This window comes from Synechococcus sp. CS-205 (assembly GCF_025128255.1).
Lineage (GTDB): Bacteria > Cyanobacteriota > Cyanobacteriia > PCC-6307 > Cyanobiaceae > Regnicoccus_A.
Window position 1 is genome coordinate 62077 of record NZ_JAHLZB010000049.1, and the last position, 25900, is coordinate 87976.

Annotated in this window: 27 protein-coding genes and 1 tRNA gene; 11 read left to right on the forward strand and 17 right to left on the reverse strand. The window is 67.8% G+C overall.

Annotated features, from left to right (window positions below; all coding sequences use genetic code 11):
- The first annotated feature begins 98 nt into the window (after positions 1-98).
- Positions 99-299, forward strand: coding sequence for a hypothetical protein (locus KQ297_RS11885; RefSeq protein ID WP_259739598.1), 201 nt, complete (start codon positions 99-101; stop codon positions 297-299).
- 2 nt (positions 300-301) lie between these two features.
- Here the strand turns inward: KQ297_RS11885 and KQ297_RS11890 are convergent, their stop codons facing one another.
- The 4 genes from KQ297_RS11890 to KQ297_RS11905 form a co-directional block, all read right to left on the reverse strand.
- Entirely contained in the window at positions 302-664 is a 363-nt protein-coding gene (locus tag KQ297_RS11890; RefSeq protein ID WP_259739599.1) for a hypothetical protein, read from the reverse strand.
- Positions 665-702: 38 nt separating this feature from the next.
- Positions 703-2628: a DEAD/DEAH box helicase gene (locus KQ297_RS11895; RefSeq protein ID WP_259739600.1), complete on the reverse strand. Its 1926-nt coding sequence runs from the start codon at positions 2626-2628 to the stop codon at positions 703-705.
- 206 nt (positions 2629-2834) lie between these two features.
- Positions 2835-3230: a phosphomannose isomerase type II C-terminal cupin domain gene (locus KQ297_RS11900; RefSeq protein ID WP_259739601.1), complete on the reverse strand. Its 396-nt coding sequence runs from the start codon at positions 3228-3230 to the stop codon at positions 2835-2837.
- A complete protein-coding gene (locus tag KQ297_RS11905; RefSeq protein WP_185474789.1) occupies positions 3223-3444 on the reverse strand; it encodes a hypothetical protein in 222 nt (73 codons plus the stop codon). Before KQ297_RS11905 ends, KQ297_RS11900 begins: the two co-directional genes overlap by 8 nt.
- A 169-nt stretch (positions 3445-3613) precedes the next feature.
- On the opposite strand from KQ297_RS11905, the gene KQ297_RS11910 reads away from it, so the two are divergent.
- Positions 3614-5782 (forward strand): glutamine synthetase III, encoded by a 2169-nt coding sequence (locus tag KQ297_RS11910; RefSeq protein WP_259739602.1) that lies wholly within the window; start codon positions 3614-3616, stop codon positions 5780-5782.
- Positions 5783-5798: 16 nt separating this feature from the next.
- On the opposite strand, the gene KQ297_RS11915 is transcribed toward KQ297_RS11910, so the two are convergent.
- From KQ297_RS11915 to KQ297_RS11930, 4 genes are read right to left on the reverse strand one after another with little or no spacing between them, the layout of a single operon-like run.
- A complete protein-coding gene (locus KQ297_RS11915) occupies positions 5799-7499 on the reverse strand; it encodes an ATP-dependent RecD-like DNA helicase (protein ID WP_259739603.1) in 1701 nt (566 codons plus the stop codon).
- Entirely contained in the window at positions 7496-11365 is a 3870-nt protein-coding gene (locus tag KQ297_RS11920) for a UvrD-helicase domain-containing protein (RefSeq protein WP_259739604.1), read from the reverse strand. Before KQ297_RS11920 ends, KQ297_RS11915 begins: the two co-directional genes overlap by 4 nt.
- Positions 11362-14670, reverse strand: a complete 3309-nt coding sequence (locus KQ297_RS11925) for an exodeoxyribonuclease V subunit gamma (protein ID WP_259739605.1) — start codon at positions 14668-14670, stop codon at positions 11362-11364. The genes KQ297_RS11920 and KQ297_RS11925 overlap by 4 nt, the downstream gene beginning before the upstream one ends.
- A 10-nt stretch (positions 14671-14680) precedes the next feature.
- Positions 14681-15361 (reverse strand): metallophosphoesterase, encoded by a 681-nt coding sequence (locus KQ297_RS11930; RefSeq protein ID WP_259739606.1) that lies wholly within the window; start codon positions 15359-15361, stop codon positions 14681-14683.
- Between the two features lie 128 nt (positions 15362-15489).
- Between KQ297_RS11930 and KQ297_RS11935 the strand changes: the two genes are divergently transcribed.
- Positions 15490-15834 carry a hypothetical protein gene (locus tag KQ297_RS11935; protein ID WP_259739607.1) on the forward strand — a complete coding sequence of 115 codons (345 nt, stop codon included), beginning with the start codon at positions 15490-15492 and terminating at the stop codon, positions 15832-15834.
- Between the two features lie 147 nt (positions 15835-15981).
- On the forward strand, positions 15982-16173 hold the full coding sequence (locus KQ297_RS11940; RefSeq protein ID WP_259739608.1) for a hypothetical protein: 192 nt from the start codon (positions 15982-15984) through the stop codon (positions 16171-16173).
- A gap of 42 nt (positions 16174-16215) precedes the next feature.
- Here the strand turns inward: KQ297_RS11940 and KQ297_RS11945 are convergent, their stop codons facing one another.
- Both KQ297_RS11945 and KQ297_RS11950 read right to left on the reverse strand, forming a co-directional pair.
- Positions 16216-16554 carry an MgPME-cyclase complex family protein gene (locus tag KQ297_RS11945; RefSeq protein WP_259739609.1) on the reverse strand — a complete coding sequence of 113 codons (339 nt, stop codon included), beginning with the start codon at positions 16552-16554 and terminating at the stop codon, positions 16216-16218.
- Positions 16551-17300 (reverse strand): pyridoxine 5'-phosphate synthase, encoded by a 750-nt coding sequence (locus KQ297_RS11950; protein WP_259739610.1) that lies wholly within the window; start codon positions 17298-17300, stop codon positions 16551-16553. The genes KQ297_RS11945 and KQ297_RS11950 overlap by 4 nt, the downstream gene beginning before the upstream one ends.
- A gap of 180 nt (positions 17301-17480) precedes the next feature.
- Here KQ297_RS11950 and KQ297_RS11955 point away from each other — a divergent pair, with 180 nt between their 5' ends.
- The 4 genes from KQ297_RS11955 to grxD are packed head-to-tail and all read left to right on the forward strand — an operon-like array spanning position 17481 to position 19472.
- The gene (locus KQ297_RS11955; RefSeq protein WP_259739611.1) at positions 17481-18236 is read left to right on the forward strand and encodes a 1-acyl-sn-glycerol-3-phosphate acyltransferase; all 756 of its coding nucleotides are present in this window, start codon (positions 17481-17483) and stop codon (positions 18234-18236) included.
- Between the two features lie 28 nt (positions 18237-18264).
- A complete protein-coding gene (locus KQ297_RS11960) occupies positions 18265-18801 on the forward strand; it encodes a hypothetical protein (RefSeq protein ID WP_399251747.1) in 537 nt (178 codons plus the stop codon).
- 54 nt (positions 18802-18855) lie between these two features.
- Entirely contained in the window at positions 18856-19098 is a 243-nt protein-coding gene (locus KQ297_RS11965) for a BolA family protein (protein ID WP_259739612.1), read from the forward strand.
- 50 nt (positions 19099-19148) lie between these two features.
- Positions 19149-19472: a Grx4 family monothiol glutaredoxin gene (gene grxD, locus KQ297_RS11970; protein ID WP_185465478.1), complete on the forward strand. Its 324-nt coding sequence runs from the start codon at positions 19149-19151 to the stop codon at positions 19470-19472.
- A 74-nt stretch (positions 19473-19546) separates the two neighbouring features.
- Here the strand turns inward: grxD and KQ297_RS11975 are convergent, their stop codons facing one another.
- Positions 19547-19813 carry a DUF6761 family protein gene (locus tag KQ297_RS11975; RefSeq protein WP_185465479.1) on the reverse strand — a complete coding sequence of 89 codons (267 nt, stop codon included), beginning with the start codon at positions 19811-19813 and terminating at the stop codon, positions 19547-19549.
- 175 nt (positions 19814-19988) lie between these two features.
- On the opposite strand from KQ297_RS11975, the gene KQ297_RS11980 reads away from it, so the two are divergent.
- Complete coding sequence (locus KQ297_RS11980) at positions 19989-20726, forward strand: response regulator transcription factor (RefSeq protein ID WP_259739613.1); 738 nt, start codon at positions 19989-19991, stop codon at positions 20724-20726.
- Positions 20727-20735: 9 nt separating this feature from the next.
- Here KQ297_RS11980 and KQ297_RS11985 read toward each other — a convergent pair whose 3' ends face one another.
- The 6 genes from KQ297_RS11985 to KQ297_RS12010 form a co-directional block, all read right to left on the reverse strand.
- Entirely contained in the window at positions 20736-21305 is a 570-nt protein-coding gene (locus tag KQ297_RS11985) for a hypothetical protein (protein ID WP_259739614.1), read from the reverse strand.
- A 5-nt stretch (positions 21306-21310) separates the two neighbouring features.
- The gene (locus KQ297_RS11990; RefSeq protein WP_259739615.1) at positions 21311-21544 is read right to left on the reverse strand and encodes a hypothetical protein; all 234 of its coding nucleotides are present in this window, start codon (positions 21542-21544) and stop codon (positions 21311-21313) included.
- 98 nt (positions 21545-21642) lie between these two features.
- Positions 21643-23178 (reverse strand): carotenoid isomerase, encoded by a 1536-nt coding sequence (gene crtH / locus KQ297_RS11995; protein ID WP_259739675.1) that lies wholly within the window; start codon positions 23176-23178, stop codon positions 21643-21645.
- A gap of 64 nt (positions 23179-23242) precedes the next feature.
- Entirely contained in the window at positions 23243-24604 is a 1362-nt protein-coding gene (gene trmFO / locus KQ297_RS12000) for an FADH(2)-oxidizing methylenetetrahydrofolate--tRNA-(uracil(54)-C(5))-methyltransferase TrmFO (RefSeq protein WP_259739616.1), read from the reverse strand.
- Positions 24604-24726 carry a photosystem II protein Y gene (locus KQ297_RS12005; RefSeq protein ID WP_185465483.1) on the reverse strand — a complete coding sequence of 41 codons (123 nt, stop codon included), beginning with the start codon at positions 24724-24726 and terminating at the stop codon, positions 24604-24606. Before KQ297_RS12005 ends, trmFO begins: the two co-directional genes overlap by 1 nt.
- Positions 24727-24812: 86 nt before the next feature.
- Entirely contained in the window at positions 24813-25316 is a 504-nt protein-coding gene (locus KQ297_RS12010) for a gamma carbonic anhydrase family protein (RefSeq protein ID WP_259739617.1), read from the reverse strand.
- Positions 25317-25435: 119 nt separating this feature from the next.
- Between KQ297_RS12010 and KQ297_RS12015 the strand changes: the two genes are divergently transcribed.
- Together KQ297_RS12015 and KQ297_RS12020 are read left to right on the forward strand one after the other, a co-directional pair.
- Positions 25436-25507: transfer RNA gene (locus tag KQ297_RS12015), tRNA-Lys, on the forward strand.
- 112 nt (positions 25508-25619) lie between these two features.
- A complete protein-coding gene (locus KQ297_RS12020) occupies positions 25620-25835 on the forward strand; it encodes a hypothetical protein (protein WP_259739618.1) in 216 nt (71 codons plus the stop codon).
- Positions 25836-25900 lie beyond the last annotated feature (65 nt).

Consider the following 25900-nt stretch of genomic DNA (forward strand, 5'->3'; position numbering starts at 1 on the left):
GAAGCATGAAGTGGAGTGGAAGGAAATCCGAAGAAAAGAGGGCGACGGAGCAGGGTGCTCCAGTGTCATGAAACCAAAACATAAGTGATCCCGAAGCAATGCCTGCCCCCGTTCCCTGGAGCCTGGACTGGTGTGACGATGGTGAACTCGCCGCCCAGGATCGTTTTGATCTCCTCCAGACCCTGGTCGTCTGTGAAACTCCAGAAGCTCAACCAAGCCTGATTGCCGCCATCGAAACCCTCACCGTCACTCAGCTGAGTGTGGTCGGCACCGATGATGTCACCGGCCTGTGCGCCTGAGCTCAGAGGCTGTAGCGGGCCATGGTGCGCTGACGGCAGGTGGTCTGGGCCACATCCAGCCCAGCGCCCTGGTTCACCTCATCGAGAAAGCAGGAGCAGGCGAAAGTTCCGAGGCCCGGGGGCAGGGCCTTGCGGGCTGCCTGGAAGGCCGCGCTGACGGTGGCGAGACAGAGCTTGCTGACCTGCTGATCACGCTGGCTGGTGGAAGCAGAGGCCATCACGGTGGCTTCTGCTTCCACGGCCCCGGCCATGGTCAGCTCCGCCAGGCCTGCCAGAGCAAGGGTGGCCAGGGGCAACAGCAGCACGGTGGTCGAAGTGGACTTGGTCCGTTGAGCGCTGGCCGCTGTGCTGTGAAGAGCTGGCATGGAAGGGGAGAGACGCCGGATTGAAGTGCAGGGCTGACTCAGGACTTGTGGCGGGTGATCTGGAGCTCCTTGTTCATCACCCGCAGCCGCCGCAGCGCATTGAACACATCTTCGGGCATCCCACTGGGAAGATCCACAGTGCTGTGCGTGTCGAAGATCTGGATGCGCCCGATGCTGCGACCATTCAGCCCTGCTTCATTGGCGATGGCACCGACGATGTTGCCGGGCTTGACCCGGTCCTGCCAGCCCACCTCGATCCGGAACCGTTCCATGTCGGCCTCCGGAGGTGAGGAGGCTTCCAGCCGGCTGGAACCACTGCGGGAGGAGCCCCCCCGGCGATCACTGCGGCGGTCGTCGTCGTTGCCGCGCTGGCGGTCCCGGCTGGGGGAAGTTTGGCGCCAGGTCTCTGGCCCTTGAATCAGCAGGGGCCTGTCGCCGACGGCCAGTTGCAGGGCGGCGAGGGCCAGTTGCTCAGGGGTGGCGCTGATCTCGCTGCCGACCCGCTGCAGGATTTCGCTGAGAAGGGCCAGTTCCTGTTCATTGGAGCGAGGGGTCCCCACCAGGGTGGTGAGCCGTTCGCGCAGGCGATCGAGGCGACTCTGGTTGATGTCGGCATTGGTGGGCACCTCCATCGGGCTGATGGGTTTGCCGACGGCCCGCTCCAGTCCGCCGAGGAAACGTCTTTCCCGGGGGGTGAGAAAGAGGATCGCGTCACCTTGACGGCCGGCCCTGCCCGTGCGGCCGATGCGGTGCACATAGGCTTCGCTGTCGAAGGGGATGTCGTAATTGATCACCAGGGTGATCCGCTCCACATCCAGCCCCCGGGCGGCAACGTCCGTGGCCACCAGCACATTCACCTGACCGCTGCGCAACCGCTCCACCGTGCGTTCCCGCTGGTTCTGGGGCACATCCCCGTTGAGCACCGCCACGTCGTAGCCCTGTTGTTCCAGGGCTTCCGAAACGGTGAGGGTGATGGCTTTGGTGCGGGCGAAGATGATCACACCTTCGCTGCTCTCGGCTTCGAGCACACGGGTGAGAGCTTCCAGTTTCTGGCCACCATGCACCACCAGGTGGCGCTGACGGATCGTGCTGTTCTCAGCACCCTTCTGCTGAATGGTGACCTCAGCCGGGTTCTGCAGGTACTTGCGGGACAGTCGGCGGATCTCCGCAGGCATGGTGGCGGAGAAGAGCACCACCTGCCGCTGTTCCGGCAGTTGCTCCAGCACCCACTCCACGTCGTCGATGAAGCCCATGCGCAACATCTCATCGGCCTCATCGAGAACAAGGCAGCGAAGAGCGGAGAGATCGAGGGTGCCCTGACGCATGTGGTCCATCACCCTGCCGGGGGTGCCCACAACGATCTGAACGCCCCGCTTGAGGCGAATGATCTGGTCACGGAAGTCGGCGCCGCCGTAGATGGGCAACACCCGCACCTGGGGAAGCTTGGCTGCGTAGCCGTTGAAGGCTTCGGCCACCTGGAGCGCCAGTTCGCGGGTGGGGGTGAGAACCAGCACCTGGGGGGTCCGCTGCTGGGGATCGAGGCGAGCCAGCAGGGGCAGGGCAAAGGCCGCGGTCTTGCCGGTGCCGGTCTGGGCCTGGCCCACCAGGTCGCGACCGAGCATCAGCTCGGGTATGGCAGCCTTCTGAATGGGTGAAGGATCGCTGTAGCCGCAATCCGCCACAGCGGCGAGGATCTCAGCCCCAAGCCCGAACCCCGCAAATCCACCGGCAGGCTCCTCTTGAGCGCCTTGAGGCTGCTCATCAAGCGGCCCGATCAAGGTGGATTCGACGGCTATGGCCGTAAGGTCGCCGCTGGCTTCACCAGGGGTTGACTCTGGCCCTTCGAGGGCACTCAGATCGACACAGCTGGAGAGGGTGGAGTTGCTGGGCTGGATGGAAGGGGTGGTGGTGATGGGATCGCTCGCGGTGGGATGAAATGGAGGATGGGCGGGATGGGCGCTCAAGTCGATGGAGCACGCAAAGCTCTCGCTCGCGTTGGGCTGGGTCACGATGAGTTGATGGGGCCTTGGCCTGGGAATTCCTTCAACGCAGGCCGGCAGGTACCCGTATCTCGCGGCCACAGGGCCTGAAGAAAGACTGCCTTGCCCTTTATCAAAGGGGGAATAGAGATCTTAGCACCCGAACACATCCAAGCCCTCAGGCCTGGCCATCAGCCCAGTCGTCCGTAGTCATCCTCGAACCGTTCGATGTCGTTGTCGCTGAGTTCCTCGCCACGCTGCACTTCCAGGATCATCAGTCCCCGTTTTCCGGCACTGGCCCGATGGATCGCCAGAGTGGGGATGCTCAGAGTGCTGCCAGGGAAAGCACTCAGCCGCTCGCCCCGGCACTCCAGCAGGCCGTCACCCTCAACGACCACCCAGAGTTCGCTGCGGTGGCGGTGCCGCTGCAGGCTGATGCGGCCGCCTGGATGGAGCCAGAGCCGCTTGATCAGATAGCCGGGACCGCTGGAGAGGATTTCGAACCAGCCCCACGGGCGCTCGCAACGGAGCTCGGGTCGCCCGCGGGGTTCTGCCGTCCGGGCTGGCGGCCCTGCGCCCTCAGACAAAGGCGGCTGGCTTCCAGGCCTGGGCCCGGGCCTGACTGATCTCGGCGATCTTGTCGTGGGCGTGAAGGCGGCGCTGGATCTGGTTGGTGCAGCCCTGCCAGGTGGGGGGAGTGCTGCTGGCGTCGAAGCAGGCCTCGCTGCGGTCGTCCATCATCCGGCCGAGGGTGGGTTCTCCTCCTTTGGGGTCCGGCAGCAGGAGGTAATAACGGATCATGGGGACCGAGCTGGGGACAACTCCAGTCTGTCCCATGGCGGAGGGGACGCCAGCTCGGCGGTGCCATCGGCACCGATCCAGTGTGCAGGCTGGACGGCTTCTCTGTAGCAACCGCTTCATCCCGGGGCAAGGCTGCCTACTTGGATGTGACCCAGACACACGGTCTTACATGCCCAGCTCCCCGCGTCTCGACGCCATTCAGCGCACCCAGGAACGACCGGCGGCGGCGACCGCCCCTGCAGCCCCCCTGCAGGACATCTGGGCTGTTGACGTCTTCAATCTCTCCAAGATGAAGTCGTCCTTGCCAAAGGAGATCTTCAAGTCAATTCAGAAAACCATCAAGGACGGCGGCAAGCTTGACGTCTCGGTTGCCAATGTGGTGGCTCAGGCAATGAAGGACTGGGCCGTGAGCCGCGGCGCTCTTTATTACGCCCACGTTTTCTACCCCCTCACCAACTCCACCGCTGAGAAGCACGACGGTTTCATCTCCACCCAGGGTGACGGCTCCGCCATCTGTGAGTTCACTGGCAAAGTGCTTGTGCAGGGGGAGCCTGACGGTTCCTCCTTCCCCAACGGCGGCATCCGCTCCACCTTCGAGGCCCGCGGGTACACCGCCTGGGATATCACCAGCCCTGCCTTCCTGATGGCGACGCCCAATGGCGTTACCCTCTGCATCCCCACGGTCTTCGTGTCATGGACCGGCGAGGCCCTCGACAAGAAGACCCCGCTGCTGCGCTCCAACGCAGCCATGAACAAACAGGCTCAGCGTCTGCTCAAGCTGCTGGGCAACTCCGACGTGGCTCCGGTCAACTCCAGCTGTGGCGCTGAACAGGAGTATTTCCTGGTGGACAGCGCCTTCGTGAGCCTCCGCCCCGACCTGCTGCTCTCGGGCCGCACCCTGTTTGGCAATCCGTCCGCCAAGGGTCAGCAATTCGACGACCACTACTTCGGCGCCATCCCCCAGCGGGTCCAGGTCTTCATGCAGGACGTGGAGCAGCAGATGTACAGGCTGGGGATTCCCGCCAAGACCCGCCACAACGAAGTGGCCCCCGGTCAGTTCGAGATCGCTCCCTTCTTCGAGGCGGCCAACGTGGCCACCGACCACCAGCAGCTGACGATGACGCTGCTCAAGAACACGGCGCGCAAGCATGGCATGAACTGCCTGCTGCACGAGAAGCCCTTTGAGGGCATCAACGGTTCCGGCAAGCATGTGAACTGGTCGGTGGGCAACTCCACCCAGGGCAACCTGCTGGATCCCGGCAGCAGCCCCGAGGAGAACATGCAGTTCCTGCTGTTCTGCGGGGCCGTGATCCGCGGTGCCCACCTCTATGGCCCGCTGCTGCGTGCCGTGGTGGCCACGGCCGGCAATGATCACCGCCTGGGCGCCAATGAAGCACCTCCGGCGATCATCTCGATCTACCTCGGCAGCCAGCTGGAGGAGGTCTACACGATGATCAAGAACGGGAATCTCGGCAGCACCGACCACGGTGGCCTGATGCAACTGGGTGTCGACACCCTGCCGGAATTCCCCAAGGATCCCGGCGACCGCAACCGCACCTCCCCCTTCGCCTTCACCGGCAACCGTTTCGAATTCAGGGCCGTGGGTTCGAATCAGTCAGTGGCAGGGCCGCTCGTGGCCATGAACACGATTCTGGCTGATTCACTCGAGTACATGTGCAACGAACTGGAGGCCAAGATGGGGGCCGGGGAGTCGCTGGAATCGGCTGCCGCCTCGGTGCTGAAGGCCATCATGGAGGCCCATGGCAGCGTCGTCTTCGGCGGCGACGGCTACTCCAACGAGTGGCATCAGATGGCTGTCAACGAGCGGGGACTGGAGAACCTGCCGACCACCGCCGATGCACTGCTGGTGCTGGAGCGCGACTCCGTCAAGGACCTCTTCGCCCGGATGGGTGTGCTCACACCGGTGGAACTTCAGAGCCGCTTTGAGGTCTACGCCGAGCAATACGTCCTGGCCGTCGAGGTCGAGGCCAAGCTGGCCCTGCAGATCGCCCGCACCCAGGTGTATCCCGCGGTGATGCAGTACCTCGGAGATCTGGCCAATTCCCTGCGCTATCAGGAAGATCTGGGCCTTCCCCCCGATCGTGCGATGGCCGGACGCATCGCTACTCTCAACCAGGAACTCCTGGCCAACTGCACGGCGCTTGAGTCGGCCCTGGCCAGCGCTCCCCACGGTTCTGCCGCCCACATGCGGCACTGCGCCGACGGCCTGCTGCCGCTGATGCACAAGATCCGGGAGGCCGTCGATGGCCTGGAGACCCTGGTCGATGACAACGCCTGGCCGCTGCCCACTTACCAGGAGATGCTGTTCATCCGCTGAACCGGCTCGGCTGCCCTCAGACGGGCAGCCACCCCTGGCCTTCGGGGGTGATCAGCACGGCCTCCTGCCGGGCCCTGGTGAGGGCCGTGTAGAGTAGCCGCCGGTCCCAGCGGCTCTCCCCTTCCGGCATCAGCACCAGCACCTCTTGGTACTGGCTTCCCTGGGATTTGTGGATCGTGATCGCGAAGGCCGCCTCGGCAGCCGCCATCCGGCTGGGATGAACCAGACGCGATCCGGCCATGCCCTCACCGCTGTCGTCACCAGGTTCCTGGCTTCCCCAGAACAGCAGCCTGCGCTCACCCTCAGCCTTCACCACCACCCCCACGTCACCATTGGCCAGCCCCTGCTCCGGCAGGTTGCGCTGGCAGAGCACCGGCGTTCCAGGAGGCCATCCGCCTGGTCCCCGGCTCCAGTCGGCTCCCAGAAGCTGCTGGTTCAGCCTCTCCACCCCCCAGGGTCCACGACGGGTGGGGGCCAGCACCACGCAACGCTCAAGACACGCCAGCAGCTCCAAGGCCAGCTCGTGCTGGCCGGGGGTCCAGCGGGAGGCCAGCTCAGAAAGCTGCGCCTGATGGGCCTGGAGCCGCTTGAGCAGCGCAGTGGGCAGTCGGCCTGAAGCGCAGCGCCACCAGCTGAGGTTGTCCGAGTCCCCCAGCTGGCTCAGACCCTGCAGAAATCCTCGGCCGTCACCCCGCCGCAGCCGCTCGGCAGCAAGGGCAAGGGCCCCGTCATTGCGGTAGGCGGTGGTCAGCTCGATCGCGGCGTTGCCCAGGGATGCGCGCCGGGCCGGGGCCTGGAGTTCCTGAAGCACCGCCCCGGGTCCCACCGGAGCCAGTTGCTCGGGATCTCCCACCAGCAGCAGCTGGGCCGCTGGGGGAAGGGCCTCCAGCAGGGCGGCCATCAGGGGGAGATCCAGCATCGACACCTCATCCACCACAAGCAGATCCAGCGTCAGCGGCTGCTCCCGGTTGCGCCCGAATCCGTCCCCGCGGCTCTCCAGCAGACGATGCAGGGTGGTGCAGGGGATGGCGGCCAGCTGCAACCTCAGGGGCCGCGACAGGCTGGAGCCAGCCACGGTGATCGCCTGGCGCAGGCGAGCGGCGGCCTTGCCTGTGGGCGCCGCCAGGTGAATCCGCCAGGCCGGACGCTCCTCGAGCACGGCGGCCAGCATCTGCATGACGGTGCTGGTCTTGCCGGTGCCGGGTCCTCCGCCGAGCAACACCAGCCCCTGGCTGAGCAGGGCCTCCACGGCCTCCTGCTGACGGGGGTCCAGGGTGCCCCGCCGCCTGGCCCGCTCAGAGGCGGCCTGCCGGCTCTCCAGGCTCAACGGGGGCTGCACGGCAAGCCTGGCCCGTTGCTCCAGCTCGGCCATGGTGGCCTCCAGCAGCATCAGCCAGCGTCGCCAGCCCAAGCCCCGTTCGTTGAGCACCACCGGTGAGGGGCAGTCTTCCTCCGGGGCCGACGTCTGCTCCGCTCGCTGGATCCAACCGCAACGCACCAGGGCCTGGCGGTGGCCCTCAGGCCAGTGCTCGGCGCTCTCAATGCCCTCGGGGGCAGGGCCCTCCAGGGGCAGCTGCAGGTCTCCTCGCACCAGAGCCGCGCTCAGGGCTTGGATCAGCTCGTTCAGCAAGGGATCGGCCTTCAGGCCGTAGAGCCTGGGCAGGGCTTCAGCAAGGGCAGGCCCCAGGGGGGTGAGGGTGGGCTGGTGTGGTGTCATCGCTGACCCTCCCGCAGCAGAGCATCGAGGGCTTCGAGCCTCCCCAGCGGGGCCGCTTCCACGAACACCCCGGGCACCGAGAGCTCAGCCATCGTCAGGCCTGGTGGTGGACAGATGGCACCGGGGACGCCCCGCAGGAAGATGTAGACATAGCCGCCGAGATCGCGTTCGGCCCTGTAGCCCGGCAGGCGCCAGCCCAGGTAGCGGTGCAGGGCCAGCAGGTAGAGATGAGCCTGCAGCGGGTAATGGTGGCTCTCCATCACCGCCGCCATGGCGGCTCGCCCGTAGTCGGCGGGCCCACAGGCGATCGGCCGGCCCTGGGGATCGCTCAACCCCAGCCAGTTGCTTTTCCAGTCGGCCACCCACCAGCGCTCCAGTCCGTCCGCCCCCGGGGCGGTGAAGACCAGATCGATCGAACCGGTGAGAAAGCCGCGGCTGGCCACCCCCAGCCCCGCCAGACGCCGGGCATAGGCCCCGGTGAAACTCCCTTCCGGGTGTCGGCTGAACACCTGGGCCAGACCCTGCGCCCTCACCAGCGCCTCTCCTGCGGAAGCACCTGAGTCCAGGGCCAGGGGGAGATCGAAGGACATCTCGCGCAGCTGCCGCCCAGGATCCAGCTCAGCCAGACGCACGTCGCCCAGGGGGCCTCCCAGCGGGGTGTGGCGGAGCTGCTCGAGAAACCGGAGGGTGGCCGGGACGTGCTCCGGCGCCAGCCCAGCACGCTCCAGCTCCCGTTCCACCAGCTCGAGATGGGCCGGGTGGTCACCGGGCAGGCGGTGGTCAACCCGCTCCAGGATGCGGTGCAGGCAATCACCGGCACCGGCACCGCGCGGGAACGCTGCCAGGGGGCCGTCCCCCCGATCCGGGTTGATGGGGGCGTGTCCTTGATCGCGTCGGTCGTCGTCATCGCTGCCGGCGCGATCGCTTCCTGCGCGATCGATGGCATCGGTTTCGCGCCCCTCCTCGATGGCTTCCGGGGCCAGGGACTCCCCATGGGCGGCCTGGGTCCAGCTGGAGTAGCTGCTGCGACCCCAGCCCGAGAACAGAGACCAGCTGGGCACGGGGCCGGTGCGCAGGTTCCCGGAGGCCGCCGGGGCCTGCCAGCGCAGTTCGGCCGGCTGCTCGGCAGCGCCGCTGATCAGGGTGATCGGCAGGGAGCGCCGCTGGATCTCGCCCTCGAGCTGCTCGAGCCACTGCTGGTCGGAGTGATCGTCGTAGAGGTCGTCGTCCTGCTCCAGGGGCGGCAGGGGGCGGTCGCTGAACAGCCAGGGGATCAGGGGATTGCTGCCCTGGCCCTTCGCCGGACCGAAACCGAGCACCAACAGCTCCCGGGCGCGGGTGAGCGCCACATAGGCCAGCCGTTCCCGCTCCGCCGCCAGGGCGGCCTGCTCCTGCTCGGCCGCCTCCTGACCAGGTCCCCAGCGCTGATCGAGATGGACATCCAGCTGGGGCTGGCCGACGTTCGTGGGGGTCCAGCGGCGTCCTGGGGTCTTGGAGCCCCGACGGCTGGCGCCGCCCACCCCCTGCCAGAAGTAGGGACAGATCACCACGGGGAATTCGAGACCCTTGCTGCGGTGAACCGTGACCACCCCCACTGCGGAGGTCACCGCATCACTGTGGGGCTGGTGGTTCTCCGGCACCGTTTCGGGTGGGTGCAGCCGCCGCCGCCGCAACCAGTCGGCGATGGCGGCGGCCCCGAGCCGCTGCTGGTGCAGTCGCTCCTGCACCAGTTCGGCGCATTGCTGCAGGTCAGCCAGCCAGCGCCCGTTCAGGGAGAGACGGGCCAGCTCGTCGCTGCGCAGCAGCCGCCCCAGGGTGGCGAGCAGGCCGTCGCCGGGCAGGCGCTCGGCGAGGCGGGCCAGCTGGCCGGAGAGGTGATCCCACTCCTGGCTGCCGGTGCTCTCCAGCTGCTGGGGACTCCAGCCCAGCAGGGGGGAGGCGGCCAGCAGCCGCAGCCGCGCCCCGCTGCCCGGTTCGGCGAGGGCGTCGAGCAACCGCTGCAGCAGGGTGGCCCCCTCTCCGGCGAACACATCCCCCTGGCTGAGCAGGCGGCTGGCCAGGCCACGCCGCTCCAGGCTCCTGCGCAGGTCCTCGGCCTGCTGGTGCCGGTCCACCAGCAGACAGATGTCGGAGGGCTCCAGGGGCCGGCTCCCCTCACCTTCACCCAATCGCCATCCGCGCAGCAGCAGATCAAGCACCAGGGCCGCCGTCCGATCACTCACGCGCTTTTCCATCGCGCTGCGGCTGGGGGGGGGCTCGCCAGCGGCACGGTCGCCCCCCAGCCAGAGCAGTTGCAGGGGATGCTCCCCCGCAGGGAGCATCAGGGCTTCGCACCCGCTGGGGCGGGCGGCCCGCAGGGGGGACACCGACAGCGCCGAGCGGGGGAGGCCAGGGCTGAGCAGGCGGTTGATCGCGTCGAGCAGGGCTGGCGAGGAGCGGAAGTTGCGCGTGAGTCGGTGGTTGGCGGCGGCGCTCCTGCTGGCTGTGCGGTAGGTGTCGAGATCACCTCCCCGGAAGCGGTAGATGGCCTGCTTGGGATCTCCCACCAGCACCAGCAGCTGCCGAGGCCGGGCCCGTGGAGCTGCGAAAGCCCGGTGAAGGATGCGCCACTGGAGGGGATCGGTGTCCTGGAACTCATCGATCAGTGCCGCCCCGTAACGCTGGGAGATGGCTTCGATCAGGCCAGGCCGGAGGGTCCCGTCGTCGCCGGGATCCAGGCCAAGCAGCAGGTCTCCGTAGCTCATGCGGCCTCCCCGCTGGCGCCGCCGTGCCAGCTCGGCCCGGGCCCAGTGGCAGAAATGGCTCAGTACCGACTCGGCCGCACCGTCCACCAGGGCAGCCGCAGCCTCCAGCAACGGGCGTTCGGGCAGCCGTGGCCGCGGACCCTCCAACGGGGCCGCCGCCTCGCTGACCGGCCCCGGGTGGAAGTAGTCGGGAATCCAGCTGGTCCTGTCCTCCAGCAGCTCGGCGTAGGAGCCCGGACACGGCTGAGCCTGCAGCCAGGCGCCCAGCAGCTGGGCGCGTTTGAGGCGGGGCTTGGCGCTGTAGGCGCCCTTGCTCTTGATTCCGGCCTGCTTGCGTTCGCTCGCCGCGGCGCAGAGGGCCTGCTCCAGGGCCTCGCCCCGCTGGTCCCAGAGGGCCTGAAAACGGTGCCAGTCAGCCTCCCACTGGCTCAGCCACTGGGGTGGCAGGGGGCTCTCGGGGTCCCAGCCCTCCGGCAGCTCCGGGTTGGCCAGGGTCGGATCTCCCTCGAGCATCGCCAGCAGCGCCTTGAGCCCCGAAATCCGCACCCCCCGGCCGATCAGTCCCTTGAGGGCGTGGGCCGGCAGGGGCAGCACCTGCTGCTGCCAGTAGTCGTGGACCACCTGCTCCTGCAGCAGCGCCCCGTCGTTCTCCAGCTCCAGCTCCGGAGTCAGGCCCGCCTCCAGGGCCTGGCGCCGCAGGCTGCGGTGGCAGAACCCGTGGATCGTGGTGATGTCGGCGGAGCCCAGCTCCTCCAGCGCCAGCAGCAGCTGGGCGCGCAGACGCTCGTGCCCCTCGGCTGGCACCTGCTCCAGCCACTCCCTCAGCTCCTGATCGAGCCCCTCGTCGCCGGCCGGATCAGGGGCCTGGAGCAGCAGCTGGGCCTGCTGCAGCCTCCGGCCGATCCGGTCCCTGAGTTCGGCGGCCGCGGCATTGGTGAAGGTGACCACCAGCAGGGATCGCAGGGACAGCTGCCGCTCCCCCACCAGCCGCAGCACCAGATGGGCGAGTGTGAAGGTCTTGCCGGTGCCGGCACTGGCCTCGATCAGGTGCACCCCTGGATCCAGAGGCAGACCGTTGGCCGCCAGCTCCGCCGGCTGGGCTGTGGCGCTGGCGCTGCTCATGGCTTCAGCTGCTGCTCCAGCAGCGGTTCATGCAGGGCCAGTGCCAGGGAGGAGAACGCTCCGAAATCGCCACGCACCAGGGATTCTCCCGGGCAGTCGCGGCCGAAGCTGAGGGCCATCGCTTCCTGCAGTCGTTCCCCGTCCGTCCAGGGGGGAGCTCCTTCCCAGCGCTGGAGAGCCTTGCCGGCTCCATCGCCGGGACGCTTGTGTTCGGCCTCGGCGTAGGCCCAGCCGGTTTCAGGGGGCACCGGCCAGCAGTGGTGGCGATGGCTTTGCCGCCAGCTCAGCAACTGCTGCAGCTGCTCGGTGGCGGCCTCCGCCCCGATGGCCTGCAGCCGCTGCACCACCACGAAACAGTCCTTCTCGCGGCCGATCAGGATCGCCTGCCGCGGAGGATGACCGCTGGCGGTCGCCAGCAAGAGCCGCAGCCAGAGATCGAGCCGGTGGGGGGTGCGTGCCTGGGCGGTGTGAACCAGGACCAGTTGATCGCCGCGCCAGTCGAGCTCCGCCTCCAGGGGGTGGTCGAGGGGGCCGGGCTGCCAGCGATGGAGCTGGCGGCGGGGTTCCCCCAGCTGAGTCAGCAGCAGCTGAAGCGACGACCAGCGCTGGCCGAGGGCCTCCCCCTCCAGCTCGCCGGCCGTCAGGGGAGGGGCAAGGCCCCGGCCCCGCCAGATCCGGGACCAGTCGGGTGGCGTGGGGTCGTGGCCACCGCGGGCCAGCTGGTCGCGCAACAGTCGGGAGCGCTGCCGCTCATCGAGGCTGAGGGGTTCGAGGTCCTCCACCGGGTCGGCCCACTCCCTTGGCCGCAGGCCCAGCTGCCGCAGCCAGCTGTCCTGGGGCGCCATCAGCCAGCGGCGCAGATCATCGAATGGATCGCTGCCGGGATCGTTCTCGAGCGCCTGTGACGGCTCGGGTGGTTCACGCAGGGCCAGGGGTTGAATCGGTTGTGCCGCCATGGCCGGATCGTCGAGGCGCTGGCGGGCCTGCTGCAGCCGTTGGTCGCAGCTGGGGGCCGGCCGGTGCCCCGCCGCCAGAAAATTGCTCCGATCCAGCGGGTTCACCGGGTGCACCATCTGCAGCCCATCGAACCCCTCGCTGCCGAGATCGGCATGCAGCTGATCCAGCCACTGGCGTACCGGTGCCGGCGGCGGGAGGGGATCGCCCCTGCGCTCATCCCGGCTGCTCCAGCAGATCAGCAGATGATCACGGGCGGAGAGCAGTGCCTCCAGCAGCACGTAGCGGTCCTGGTCGGCCGGGTCGGGATCGCCCAGCAGGCGTTGGTGCTCCATCGGATGGAAGCTGGGTCGCTGCCGCCGGCGTGGGAACACCTCCGCGTCCAGGCCCATCAGCACGATCACCCGGTAGGGGATGGCCCGCATCGGCTCGAGGGCGCTGATCGTCAGGGCGCCGCTGCGGTGACCGAAGCGGCCGCTGTCGGCTGACAGCCGCTCCTGCAGCACCGTCGCCACCACCATGGCCGGGATCCTCAGCGAGCAGCCCGAGGCCCCCTCGCTCCAGTCGGCAATGGCCTGGTGAATCGTCGGCAGTTCCCAGGCCCGCTCGCCGCCATCGCCGAACAGGTTCTCGAGCAGGGCCCGGAGGCAGGGGCCCCAGTCGTGGGCGGTGCGGCTGCGGCGCAGCTGGCCCAGGGCCTGCCTGAGGCTGGTGAGCAGCCGGATCCAGCGCCCCTGGCTCTCGGGTGTGCCGGCCAGGGGATGGGGCGCGCAGTCGCCGATGGCCAGCCCGGGCTGATCGGGGAGCACCAGGCCCAGCAGCAGGCGATCGATCGCCCAGCTCAGGGTGTGCTGCTCGAGGCCGCCGCGCTCGCCCCCATCCAGCCCCCAGCGGAAGCCACTGGCCTGCAGCGCCCTGGTGATGGCGGCGGCCTCCTCTGGTTCCAGATCGTGGTGCTTCTGCAGAGCTGTGCTCTCGAGCAGCCCTTCCAGGCCCGAGGCGGTGAGGCGCTCACCCGCCAGGCGCAGGAGCTGGAGCAGGGTCTGGGCGATGCCGGTGTCATCGAGCTGGCTGCGGTCGGTGAGCCGCCAGGGCAGCTCAACCCTGGTGGCGTCGCTGTCGGAGAAGACCGAGGCCAGCAGGGGCGCCAGCCGGTCCACCTGGGGAGTCATCACCAGGATGTGGCGCGGCTCGAGGCTGGGGTCTGCCGCCAGCAGCTGCAGCACGCGATCCCGCACGATCTGCACCTGCCGCAGTGTCCCCGGGCAGGGGTGGAACTCCAGGGAGTGGTCATCCGCTGCTCGCTGCAGGGGCTGCTGCGCCGCTGGCTGGGCGAGTTGCTCCTGGATCTGCTCCAGCAGGCTCGCTCTCCGCTGGGCAGCGGCCGCCGCCGTGGCCGGCAACAGGAACAGATCACGTTCCTCTCCGCTGCCCAGCTGCCACTCCCCGGTGCCCTCCAGCAACTGCTGGTACTCACCTCCGAGGCGGCCGAAACGCGCCTCGAGCCCAGGGGTCTTCAGCAACCAGTCAAGGCCGAAGGGTTGCTCCAGGGCCAGGGCGTCCTGGAGCTCGCGGCGCCGTTCGATGCAGCGCTGCCAGAGGTCGGCACAGGGGGTGAGCAGGTAGATCTCCACCGGCACCACCAGGGCCAGGGCCTGGAGCAGCTGCACCTGCACCGGCGGGGCGCTGCTGAGTCCGAACAGGCGAAGGGGGGCGGGAATCCCCACGCCGCTGATCCGGCCCTGACGCAACCGCTCGATCGGCTCCAGCATCCTCAGCCCGAAGGGCTTCCGCTGCAGTCGATCACGCAACAGCTGGACCAGAAGGGGCTGCCAGCGCAGTGCCTCAGGCAGAGGATCTCCGAGGCTGTCCCCAGAGCCGCCCTGCCACCAGGCCTGAGCCATGGCGGGCCTGTACAGGCTGAGGTCGTCGAGGGCATCGGCGATCGCCCGTGCCAGTTGCCAGAGGGGGGCATCCAGTTCGCCCCCCTCGCCGCGGCACTCCAGCCAGCGTCGCAGCGGGGCGGCTTCGGGGGCCTCAACCAACTGTGGCAGCAACTCGAGCACCGGCCAGACCAGGTCGGTGGCCCGCCAGGGATCGCTGCCCTCACCCTCCTCCTCCAGGAGGTGCTGGACGAGGGCGCGCAGATGGCTGCCGGGAAAGGGGAAGCGGATGTTGGCGGCGATGCCGCCCAGCTTCAGGGCCAGTTGCTCTCCCAGCCAGCGACTGGTGGGCCAGGTGTTCACCACCACAGCCACCGTCTCGAAGGGGTCGGGGGGCGTCTGAAGCAGGTGCTCTCCCAGCAGCTGGGCGAGCAGGTCGGCCCGGTTGCTGCGATACACCGTCAGCATCGGGTCGCTGTCAGCGGGACCCGGCCACGGGCTCGGACGAACAGATCAGCCCCGGGGCCGGAAGCTGGGGCGAGATGCTGCGCAGGCCGGGCACGCTGCGCTGCTCGGTGGTTTCCGGGCAGTAGGCGGTTAACCGACCCCCATAGCAGGCGCCCGTGTCGATCTTGACGATGCCGTTGGCGCTGCGCTCCACCCGTGCCACGGGAGTGTGGCCGATCACCACATCCCCGAAGCGGCCGTCGTACTGGCTCCAGAAGGTCTGACGGATGGAGAGGTCGGGCAGCCAGCTGGAGGGATCGAAGCCGGCATGGGTCGCCACCCACCCCCTGCCCCAGTAGGCCAGGGGAAGGCTGTCCAGGCGTTCCCGCCACAGACGGCACTGGCGGCTGCCGAGCTGTCGGTAGGTGTCGCACCCTGCCAGGGCCGGATCAGCGACACCGCGCTGGCGGGTGAGTGCCCTGAGCAGGCTCTGCTCGTGGTTTCCTCTCAGCCAGACAGCTCGACCCTCCTGTACCAGCCCCCAGGCCAGCTGCATGGTGCGCTCGATCTGTGGTCCGCGGTTGATCAGATCGCCGCAGAAGAGCAGACGGTCGTCGTCCGGAAGTCTGCTGATCAGATCCTGGAAAGCTGTGGCGCAGCCATGGACGTCCCCGATCACCCAGTGACGGGAGGGCTGCGGTGGGGACGCCATGCAGAAGTTGCGCCGAAGTGAGAACTGCGCTTCCCACAGTCTGGCCCCTGGAATCAACTTCTGTCAGCCCACCACCGCCAACCGGCGGGCTGATGCTGGTACGGTCCGATCCATGCCGCTGGGATCCGATGAATCCTGCTTCCCTCCCGGTTCCCCAGAAAGTGCAGGCTCTGGTGAAGGCCCTGAACGGGGCGAAGCGCACCAATGAGGCCCTGGCCCGCTGCCGTGACGGTGAGGCGATGATCGAGGTGCTGGTGGATGCCTCCCGCAAGCTCGGTCTCGGCCTCAGCCGTGAGGATCTGCTGGCAACCCCCCCGATCCGCGACTGGATCTGGTGGAAGAACAAGGAAGCCCTGCTCACCATCGGCGACAACGTTCCCCGCTACCAGCAGGACGGGGGCCAGGGGCGCGCACCTCTCCGGACGGCAGAGGGTGAGCCCGAGCCCCGCCGCCGCTTCCTCGGACTGTTCTGAGCGCCGGCCTGTTCCGGATGATCACCAGCTGCTGGGTCCCGGAGCGGCCACCGAATCGGCGCAACCTGCGCGATCTGAGACATCAAAGGGATCTCTCAAGGAAATCCTTTGATTTGAGGACGGGATGGGCGTGGTCCAGCTGACACCATGAACAAATCGAGACGTCAGCACGTCAACACCTTGATCACCACGGATCTCCACTGGCAAAAAAATGGAGAGTTGCATCCCGACGATGTCGCTCGCCTGAGGGAGCGGTTGCTTGCCGATGCCGCCCTCAATCCGGTGCAGCTTCAGCTGCTGGATGGGTGGATGGTCACCAGGCAGAAGCAGACGGCCTGAGCGGGGTGGGTTTCGCTGCTCTGTCTCCCCGGCTCGGCACCCTCAGGCGTCGACGATCTGGGCGAAGGGATCCTCAATCGCAGCAGTGGGAGCCTCGAAGCTGCCTTTGGCCACGAATTCCAGCCGCAGCTTCAGGAAATCGATGAACTTGGAATCGGTGGAGATCACCGCCGCGGCCGGGCTCGGCACCGTGGTGGCGACCTCGGTCAGTTCGGGCGCCTTCAGAAAGGCCGGACGACGCACCAGCCAGAAGTCGATGGCTTTGCCCACCTCGCCGTAGTTGCGCACCCGTTCCCGCAGGACCTCCTCCAGGGGTTCCTCCACCGTCAGGAATTCCTCACTGGCCGCGATGAAGTGGTATGTGGTGGGGGAGGTGCTCATGGAGTGGTGCCGCTGAACAGGGGGTCGCGGCGTGGATTCTGGATCAGGGCCCGCATCTCCTTCACGGCCCTGCGCAATCCCACCGCCAGGGCTCTGGCCACGATCGTGTGGCCGATGTTCAGTTCCTCCATGCCCTCGATCGCTGCGATCGGCTCCACGTTCTGGTACGTGAGGCCATGGCCGGCATTGACCCGCAGCCCGAGGGAGCGAGCCACGAAGCTGCCCTCCTGGAGCCGGGCCAGTTCCCGCAGTTGCTCATCCCAGGCGGCTTCGGCGTAGGCACCGGTGTGCAGCTCCACCCAGCGGGCCCCGCTGGCATGGCTGGCCTCCAGCTGGGCGGCCACGGGATCCACGAACAGGCTCACGGGGATGCCCGCTCCCTGCAGACGGCCCACCAGGGACTGAAGGGCCTCCAGCTGGGTCACCACGTCAAGGCCTCCTTCGGTGGTGACCTCCAGGCGATGTTCCGGCACCAGGGTCACCATGTCGGGATGGATCCGCAGGGCGATCGCCTCCATCTCGGCTGTGGCGGCCATCTCCAGGTTGAGGCGGCTGCGCACCGTGGCCCGAAGTAACTCCACATCACGCTCCTGGATGTGGCGCCGGTCTTCGCGCAGGTGCACGGTGATTCCATCGGCACCCCCCAGCTCCGCGAGCAGCGCCAGGGTGACCGGATCGGGTTCCCGGGCCTGGCGGGCCTGGCGCACGTTGGCGATGTGATCGATGTTCACGCCAAGGCTGGCCATGGCTCCGCGGCGATGCTGTTAAGACCATTGATCCTATGGATTCAACCCGGTCTCCCCAGCGGCGGCGGTGAGTCGATGCGGCGGCGACGGTTTGATCAACCGCAGAGGCAACTGCCCGTGCCTGGAAACCAGGCCCTGTGGTGCCCTTTAGCTTTCAGCCATTGAGATGTGCGGCTTCAGGTGACGGCCGAGACGAGGGAAGTGACCCGGGAACCCGGGAGGAGCGCGCCGAATCAGCGCTCCAGCCTGGTGGCGCGGGAGGGCAATGTCTGCCGTGGCATCAGCCCGGTGCTGGCGCCGATGGCGATGCTCGTGACCCAGGATCTGGCTCTTCCGGGCTTTTTCAGTTCGATCGCGGTGCTCGGGTCCGAGCACCTGCCGCTGCAGGGGCCGGTCTTGCTGGCCCCCACTCACCGGGCCCGCTGGGACGCGCTGCTGTTGCCCCACGCCGCCGGCCGACGGGTCAGTGGCCGCGATTGCCGTTTCATGGTCACCGTCACGGAGATGAAGGGGCTCCAAGGCTGGTTTCTGGATCGCCTGGGATGTTTCCCGATTGATCAGCGGCGGCCGGGCACCAGGGTCCTCCGCTATGCGGTGGACCTGCTGGCGGCCTCGGAGCAGCTGGTGGTGTTTCCGGAAGGTCAGATCCGCCGTCAGGATGAGCCGATCCGGCTGCAGCAGGGTTTGGGGCGGCTTGCGTTCCTGGCCGCCAGCCAGGGGGTGGATGTGCGCGTGGTCCCTGTCGGCATCGGCTACAGCCAGGCCCGACCGCACTGGCGTGGCGAGGCGGCCCTGGCTTTCGCGCCCCCCCTGACCGTGGCGGGCGATGGTGGGCGCGCTGCGGTCAGGGCGTTCAATGAGCGACTGGCGGCGGCGATGCAATCAGCTGAGGAAGCGGCCCGCGTCGCGGTGGGGCGTCCCTTCGCTTCCCCGTAGAGTCCAGTCGACTTTCGGTGTTGCCCCCGTGCGCCGGCCTCACGTTGCCCTCGGGCTTGCCCTGGCGGCAACCCTGCTCCCCCTCTGCCCGATCCTGCCCCTCCAGGCCCAGGGTGAGCCCCAGAAAGTGCTGGAGGGTTCGGCGGGAACCTTCAATCTTCAGGCTGTCAGGGATCTGCTCAGCCGCGGCGATGGGGCTGTGGCCCGGGGTGACCTGGCCTCCGCCCGCAAGGATTACGACCAGGCCAGGGATGCCAGCCTGCGCTTGCTGGGGTTCTATCGGGATCTGAGTGGATCCTTCCGCGGCCTCGACGCGCGCATCCCCAGGGAGATGGACCAGAAGGGTCGCGAGTCCCTGGAGCTGCTGGCCCAGTCCAACCTGCGCCTGGCCGCCCTGCTGCGGCGCCAGAATCAGCCAGAGGTGGCAGTGCCGCTGCTGGTGGAGGTGGTGAAGGTGATGACGCCCACCCGTGAGGAGGGTCGACGCGCCTACCAGACCCTGGTGGAACTCGGCTTCGCCACGATTCCCTACACCGCCGGCGCTGATGCCCCGGCCTCGCCATAAGGCAGGCAAGCCCCACGGCTTCTAGATTCCCCGTCTTGTGGATGGACCCCAGTCATGGTGCAGTCGGAGCAGGTGAAGGAGGCGATCTGCGCAAGCCTTCCCGATGCTCAGGTGGAGGTGGAGGATCTCACCGGAGGTGGCGACCACCTCCAGGTGAAGGTGGTTTCATCCGCTTTCGCGGGGCTCTCACGCATCAAGCAGCACCAGCTGGTCTATGGGGCCCTGCGCCGTGAGCTGGCCAGCGAGGCCATCCATGCTCTGGCCCTGCAAACCACCGTTCCCATCGGTGTGAGCTGATCCCTTCGATCGTTCCGTCCCCAACCAACCCTTCTTTTCTCCTGGCACCCATGGACAGCGCCGTCAAGCAACGCATCGACAGCCTCGTGAGCAGCAGCCCGATCGTGGTGTTCATGAAGGGCTCGAAGCTGATGCCCCAGTGCGGGTTCTCGAACAACGTGGTTCAGATCCTCAACTCCCTGGGGATGCCGTTCGAAACCTTTGACGTGCTCTCCGATGCGGAGATCCGGCAAGGCATCAAGGAGTATTCCGAGTGGCCCACCATCCCCCAGGTTTATCTGAACGGGGAGTTCATCGGCGGCTCCGACATCCTGATCGAGATGTACAACTCGGGCGAGCTGCGTGAAACCCTCACGGTGGCCCTGGCCAGCTAGTGATTCAGGCCCAGCCACTTCGCTGGGCTCCACGGACCGCTGACCGGCAAGCGATGAATCAGTGGGAGGGACGATCAGTTGCGGCTGTTCTCGAACAGGGTGCTCAGGTTGCCGTCGGGTCCGATGAAGCTGGAGGGATCCATGATCCAGCGCTCGATCAGGTCTTCGAGGCGGCGTTGATCCAGGGGTTGGAGCACGGCGCTGCGGCGCAGGGCATGCAGATAGCCATCGGCATAGAGCCTCAGCTCCGACGGACTGTGGTAGCGGCTGGCCAGGTCCTGGCAGGCGTCACAGAGCGACTGAAAGTGTCGGATGGCGTCGGGATTCTGCAGCGCGGTCATTGGGGCACAGGCTGTCTGGGCGGGGGTGGCATCGATCGATACCGACTGCTCCCGGGGTGTATCAGGTAGCCTAAAGAATCACTCGTGGCCGCGTGTGGAGCTCACACCAAAGCCTGATTCCACCCCTCCCCCTTCCCCCAGCCTGAAGCTGGAGTCTCGTACGGGTGGATCCGCCATGTTGAAGCGGGTCCTGGTGGTCGACCCCCATCCCACCCTGCGCACGGTCCTGGCCCAGCGACTCCGTCAGGACGGCTATCTGGCCGCCGCCGTGGCCACGGCGGCAGAAGCTCTCCAGCTCTGTGACGACCAGACTCCTGACCTGCTGGTGAGCGCCGAGCTTCTCGAGGAGAGCACGGCCCTGCGTCTGGCGGCCCATCTCCGTTCTCCGGTGATGGTGCTCACGGCCCGCACCGGTGTGGATCCTGTGGTGGCGCTGCTCGATGCCGGTGCCGACGACGTCCTGCGCAAGCCCTTCGGTCTCGAGGAGCTGGCCGCCCGTTGCCGCAGCCTGCTGCGCCGCAGTGGCACCGGTCTGCAGGAGCGGGTCTGTGTCGGCCCCCTGGAGGTGCACCTGCTGCTGCGGCAGGTCACACTGAGGGATCAGCCCGTGGAGCTCAGCCCCCGGGAGTTTGCCCTGCTCTGCGCTCTGTTGATGCCCCCGGGGATGGTCCGCAGCCGCCATGAGTTGCTGCGTATGGCCTGGCCCCCATTCAGTGGCGGGCCCCGCTCCGTCGACACCCAGGTCCTCACCCTGCGGCGCAAGCTCGAACTGGCCGGTCTCGGCGAGGGCGGTGGCATTGAAACCGTGCGCCAGCAGGGCTACCGCTTCAGCCTGGAAACCCTGCCCGATGCACCGGAGCCTTCCATCAGCTCCCCCGGCAATGTGCGCCACCAGGCCACCAGCGCCACCTGAGCCACCTGTTCAGTTCAGGTTGCTGAGGCTGCCCATGGGCAGGGCGGCGAACACCACCACCTCGGCCAGCAGCAGCACCAGCGACAACCCCGCCAGGGCCCAGTAGGTCCAGGGCGGGGAAATCCTCCCCACTCCGGAGAGATCGAGGCCGCTGGTGCGTTGGATCTGCAGCAGGAAGGCTGGGAAGCGGGCCACCCGCTGGGGCAGCAGCAGCCGGCGTCCATCCTGTGCCTTCAGGTAGAAGACCCGTCCGCCCTGGCTTGTGCCCAGGCTGGCCAGACCCTGCACCTGATCCCAGGGGAGTTGCCAGCCCCGGCGCAGCAGCCAGGCGCACCAGAGCGGGTGTCCCACCGCGATGCCCTGGCGATCCAGGCTGACCCGTTCACTGAGCAGGGCTCCCACCAGAACGAAACCAGCCGGGAGGGCGGCCGTGAGCCAGGGCCGCAGTGCGGGCGGGGCCAGCAGGGGCAGGGGCAGCACCAGGGCCAGGTAAAGCCCCAGCAGGGTGAGCCGGATCAACGGCGCCACCGGGTAGATCTGAGCCTGCTCCGGTATTGAACCCGGTGGGTTGGTGGGCATGGGGTTCAGCCCCGACCGAACAGTTCAGCTTCGCGGCCGCGCCAGAAGGTGCCCAGTCGCATCAGGTCTTCGTGGGCATCCTGGACCCGGCGCAGGTACTCCTCGGCCCCGAGCGAGTCCTTCTCCTCCTTGAGTCGGCTCAGCCGCAACTGAAGCAGAAGCCAGGGCTTGGTGAGGGCATCGTTCTGCTCCAGGTAGCGGGCGAGATCCTCGTGGTTCGGGGTGGGGACGGGACCCATGGAGGCTGGAGTCTGAAGGGCGTTCACGCTATGGAGCGTGACCTGGGCCCGCGAGTTGGGTGGGGTCGGGTTTCCGGCGCGGCCCCCTCGGCTCAGGCTCAATCCGGCAGGGCCCAGGGGTTGAGGCCCAGGTCGGCGCCGACCCGGTGGGCACAGGCGAAGCCGCTGAAGGCCACCGCATTCAACCCCTGGCCCGGGAAGCAGGAGTCGCCCACGAGATAGAGCCCGGGGATGCCGCTGCGGTTGAAGGGCATCGGCAGCAGCCCCGGCAGGCGCAGGGCCGGCACCGGTCCATAGCTGCCCTGGTGGCGGCCCAGAAAGCGGCGATGGCTGCGGGGAGTTCCCACCTCCCGGTGGGTGATCGCTGCTCCCAGGCCGGGCAGGATCAGCTCCAGCCGACGGATCAGGCGATCGGCGGCCGCTTGCTTCGCGCTGCGGTACTCACCCGGTGAGAGCCCCTGCCAGGTTTCCATGCTCGAGGGGGTGAAGGCATGGACGATCTGCCTCCCCTGGGGCGCCAGGCCCGGGTCGAGCAGGGTGGGGATCGAGACGAAGACCGTGCCCTGCTCGGCCTCCATCGCGCTCCACTCCTCCAGCAGCAGGTGATGGCAGTGGCTGCCGGCTGGAACCGCTTCGGCCCGCACCCCCAGATGCAGGGAGAGGAAGGAGGGCGAGGCCTTGTAGCGCCGGCGCCAGGTGTGCTCGGCGGCGGGCACCTGCGCCTCCTCCACCAGGCCACCGAAGGTGTCCCAGCGGGTGGCGTTGGAGATCACCCGGGCGGCCCGGATCGTCTCTCCGCTCGCCAGCTCCACCCCCACGGCCTTGCCGTCTTCGATCAGCACCCGGGTGACCCGGGCCCGGTAGCGGATCGCGCCACCGTGGCGCTCCAGTCCCCGCACCAGGTGCCGGGCGATCGAGCCCACGCCGCCGCGGGGATAGTTGATGCCACCGGCATGACGGTCGGAAAAGACCATGCCGGCGTTGATCATCGGCGTGCGATCCGCAGGCATCACCGACCAGCAGAAACACTCCATGTCGATGAACTTCAGCAGCGCCGGATCGCGGATGTGCTGACGCGCCACATCACCCACATTCACCGGCAGCCAGCGGGCCAGGCCGAGGCAGGCCAGCGGTGCCCGGAAGAACACCTTCGCCAGGTAGGCCGGATCCTCCAGCGAGAGCAGCGGCATCGCGTCGAGGCAGCGGAAGACGCTCCAGCAGGTGTCGTAGAACCGACGGATGCCACGGGCTTCGTGGGGGAAAAGGGCGCTGAGTCGGGCGATGAAGCGTTCGTAGTCGCGATCGACCGCCACGGTGAGACCCCCGGGGAGGTGGTATTCGAGCTGGGCGGGATCGGGGATGGTCTCCTGGCGTTCCCCCACATCGGCCAGGGCGCGGGTGAGCAGATTGGTGTGACCGCGCTCGCCGAAGCCGAAGATCATCGAGGCGCCCACGTCGAAGGTGTAGCCCTGGCGCTCGAAGCTGCCGCCGCTGCCACCGGGAATCAGGTACCGCTCGAGGACCAGCACCCGCGCCCCCTTGGCGGCCAGCTGGGTGGCCGTCACCAGGCCGCCGATGCCGGAGCCGATCACCACGGCGTCCCAGTCCTGGGAGTGAGCCGGGTCGGTGGCCATCGTGCTGGCGGGGCTGGAGAGGACGCTCACAGGGATGGGCCTGGGCTGGCAGTCGAATTCGACCCTAGGCAAAGGTCAGGACAGCACTGCGGGCTTCGGGCCTGAACGGGGCCAGATCAGCCAGGGAGCGGTCGCGGTAGGCGCCGTAGCGGGCCCGTTTCTCCCGCACCCGCACACTCAGCTCGGGCATCAGGCCGAAGTTGGGTGGCATCGGCTGGAACTTCGCGCTTGGGGCTTCGGCGATGAAGTGGGTGAGGGCGCCGATCATGGTGGTGGGGGGCAGCGTGATCGGGCTCTGGCCATGGGCAAGCCTGGCGGCGTTGGTGCCGGCCAGCCAGCCCCCGGCCACGGCGGCCGCGTAGCCCTCGGTGCCGGTGATCTGGCCCGCCGCCAGCAGGGTGGGCCGCTGCCGGAACTGCAGGGTGGGATCCAGCAGCTGCGGGGCCTCGAGAAAGGTGTTGCGGTGCATCACCCCGAAACGCACGAACTCGGCGTTCTCCAGACCTGGAATCAGGCGCAGCACCCGTTTCTGCTCGCCCCACTTCAGGTTGGTCTGAAAGCCCACCAGGTTCCAGAGCCGCCCCTCGCGATCTTCCTGGCGCAACTGCACCACGGCATGGGCCCGCCTGGCCCGCCGCACATCACGGTCGTGGAGGTCACCCCAGCGCGGATCCCAGAGGCCGATCGGTTTGAGCGGGCCGTAGCGCATCGTGTCGTCGCCGCGGCGGGCCAGCTCCTCGATCGGTAGGCAGCCCTCGAAATAGCTGGCACTCTCCTGCTCGAAGTCCTTGAGCTCGGCCTGCTCGGCCGCCAGCAACGCCTCCCGGAAGACCTGGTACTGCTCCCGGTCCATGGGGCAGTTGATGTAGTCAGCGTCGCCCTTGTCGTACCGACTGGCGCGGAAGGCCACGTCGAGGTCGATGCTCTCGCCGGCCACGATCGGGCTGGCGGCGTCAAAGAAATGGCAGTCGTCGCGGCCGGTGAAACGGCGCAGATCCTCGGCCAGGGGGTCGCTGGTGAGGGGTCCGGTGGCCAGCACGGTGAGTTCGTCCGGCGCGGGCAGGCGCAGCTGCTCCACCCGCTCCACCTGGATCAGGGGATGGCTTTCGAGCGTGCGGGTGAGGCTGGCACTGAACTGACCACGGTCCACCGCCAGGGCGCCGCCGGCTGGCACGGCGTGGTTGTCGGCGCTGCTGATCACCAGCGAACCCAGCTGTCGCAGTTCTTCCTGCAGCAGTCCAGCGGCCCGATCACTGGAGAGGGCACCGAAACTGTTGCTGCACACCAGCTCTGCGAATTCGGCACTGTGGTGGGCGGGGGAGCGCCGCACGGGACGCATCTCCACCAGCCTCACAGGCAAGCCTGCCTGGGCGATCTGCCAGGCCGCTTCGGTGCCGGCGAGACCGGCACCGATCACCAGAACCATCAGGCGCGGGAACGCTTGAGCATCAGTTGCAACTGGCCGATGGCCGCACGGCCGATGTTGAACACGGCCCAGCCCACAGCGATCAGGATCGGGGCAGTAACCAGCAGGAGCCGAGCGTCCATCGAAGAAGAATCATCCTGGAACGATCTTACGGACATCCGCAGCCGCCCCAGAAAGGCTCCTGGGCGGTTGATCCAAATCGCAGCATTCAGGCCGCGCGAGCGGCATGGGTGGCGGCCAGCTGGCTGTAGTCCAGGGCGTGCTGAGACTGCGCGGCGGCCTCGCTCTCACTGAGGGTTCGTTTCGCCTTGGCCGGGATGCCCGCCACCAGGGTGCGTGCGGGCACATCCTGGGTCACCACCGCCCCTGCGGCCACCAGGGCGCCCTCCCCCACCCTCACCCCATTGAGAACGATCGCGCCGATGCCGATCAGGCAGCCATCGCCGACCTGCGCGCCGTGGACGACGGCGCGGTGGCCGATGGTCACCCTCGAGCCGATCAGCACCGGTTGGCCTGGATCCCCGTGCAGCACGGCCCCGTCCTGGATGTTGCTGTTGGCTCCGATCTCGATGCTGCAGAGGTCGCCCCGGGCCACGGCCATCGGCCAGAGGCTCGCTCCGGCGCCGATGCGCACGTCCCCGATCACCACCGCGGAGGGGGCCACCCAGGCTTCGGGGTGAACGCTGGGCTCGGGCCAGGGCAAGGAGGGCATGGGGGCGAGATGGCTGCCGGGGGATCAGCGCCCCCTGATGACCCGACCATGCTCTCTTGGAGGAGGTGACCCCTGGGTGATACTTTCCATGGGTGCTCGAAAGGGCAGTCCATCCCGGCGGGTCGCTAGCTCAGCGGTAGAGCACTCGGCTTTTAACCGATTGGTCCTGAGTTCGAATCTCAGGCGACCCATGATTCACAGAAAGCCGACGACCGTGCCGCTGCGATCCTGTCTCAGCCAAGCTCACCGGCTTTGACTGCCCTGTGGAGGGCTGGGCGACGCCCCTCTGCCTGATCAGGCTTCATGGATGATCTTCTCAATCAGCCGCCCGTCTGCCACCAACAGGACTGGAGCCGGATCCGCGACGCGCTGCGCTATCTGGGCAGGGATCTGCACCGACGCTCCTATGGCATTGATGCCCAGCGCCGTGAACTGCTCTGGGCCGAGATGGATGCCTGCCTGAAGCTGGCGGATCGGATCGGCGCCACGCTTCCGGAAATGGAGACCTGGGCCGACTGACGGCGGAATCATCGGAGACCGCATCCATGGGCAGGGGCTGTGCATGCTCCTTTTCAGGAGGGGAG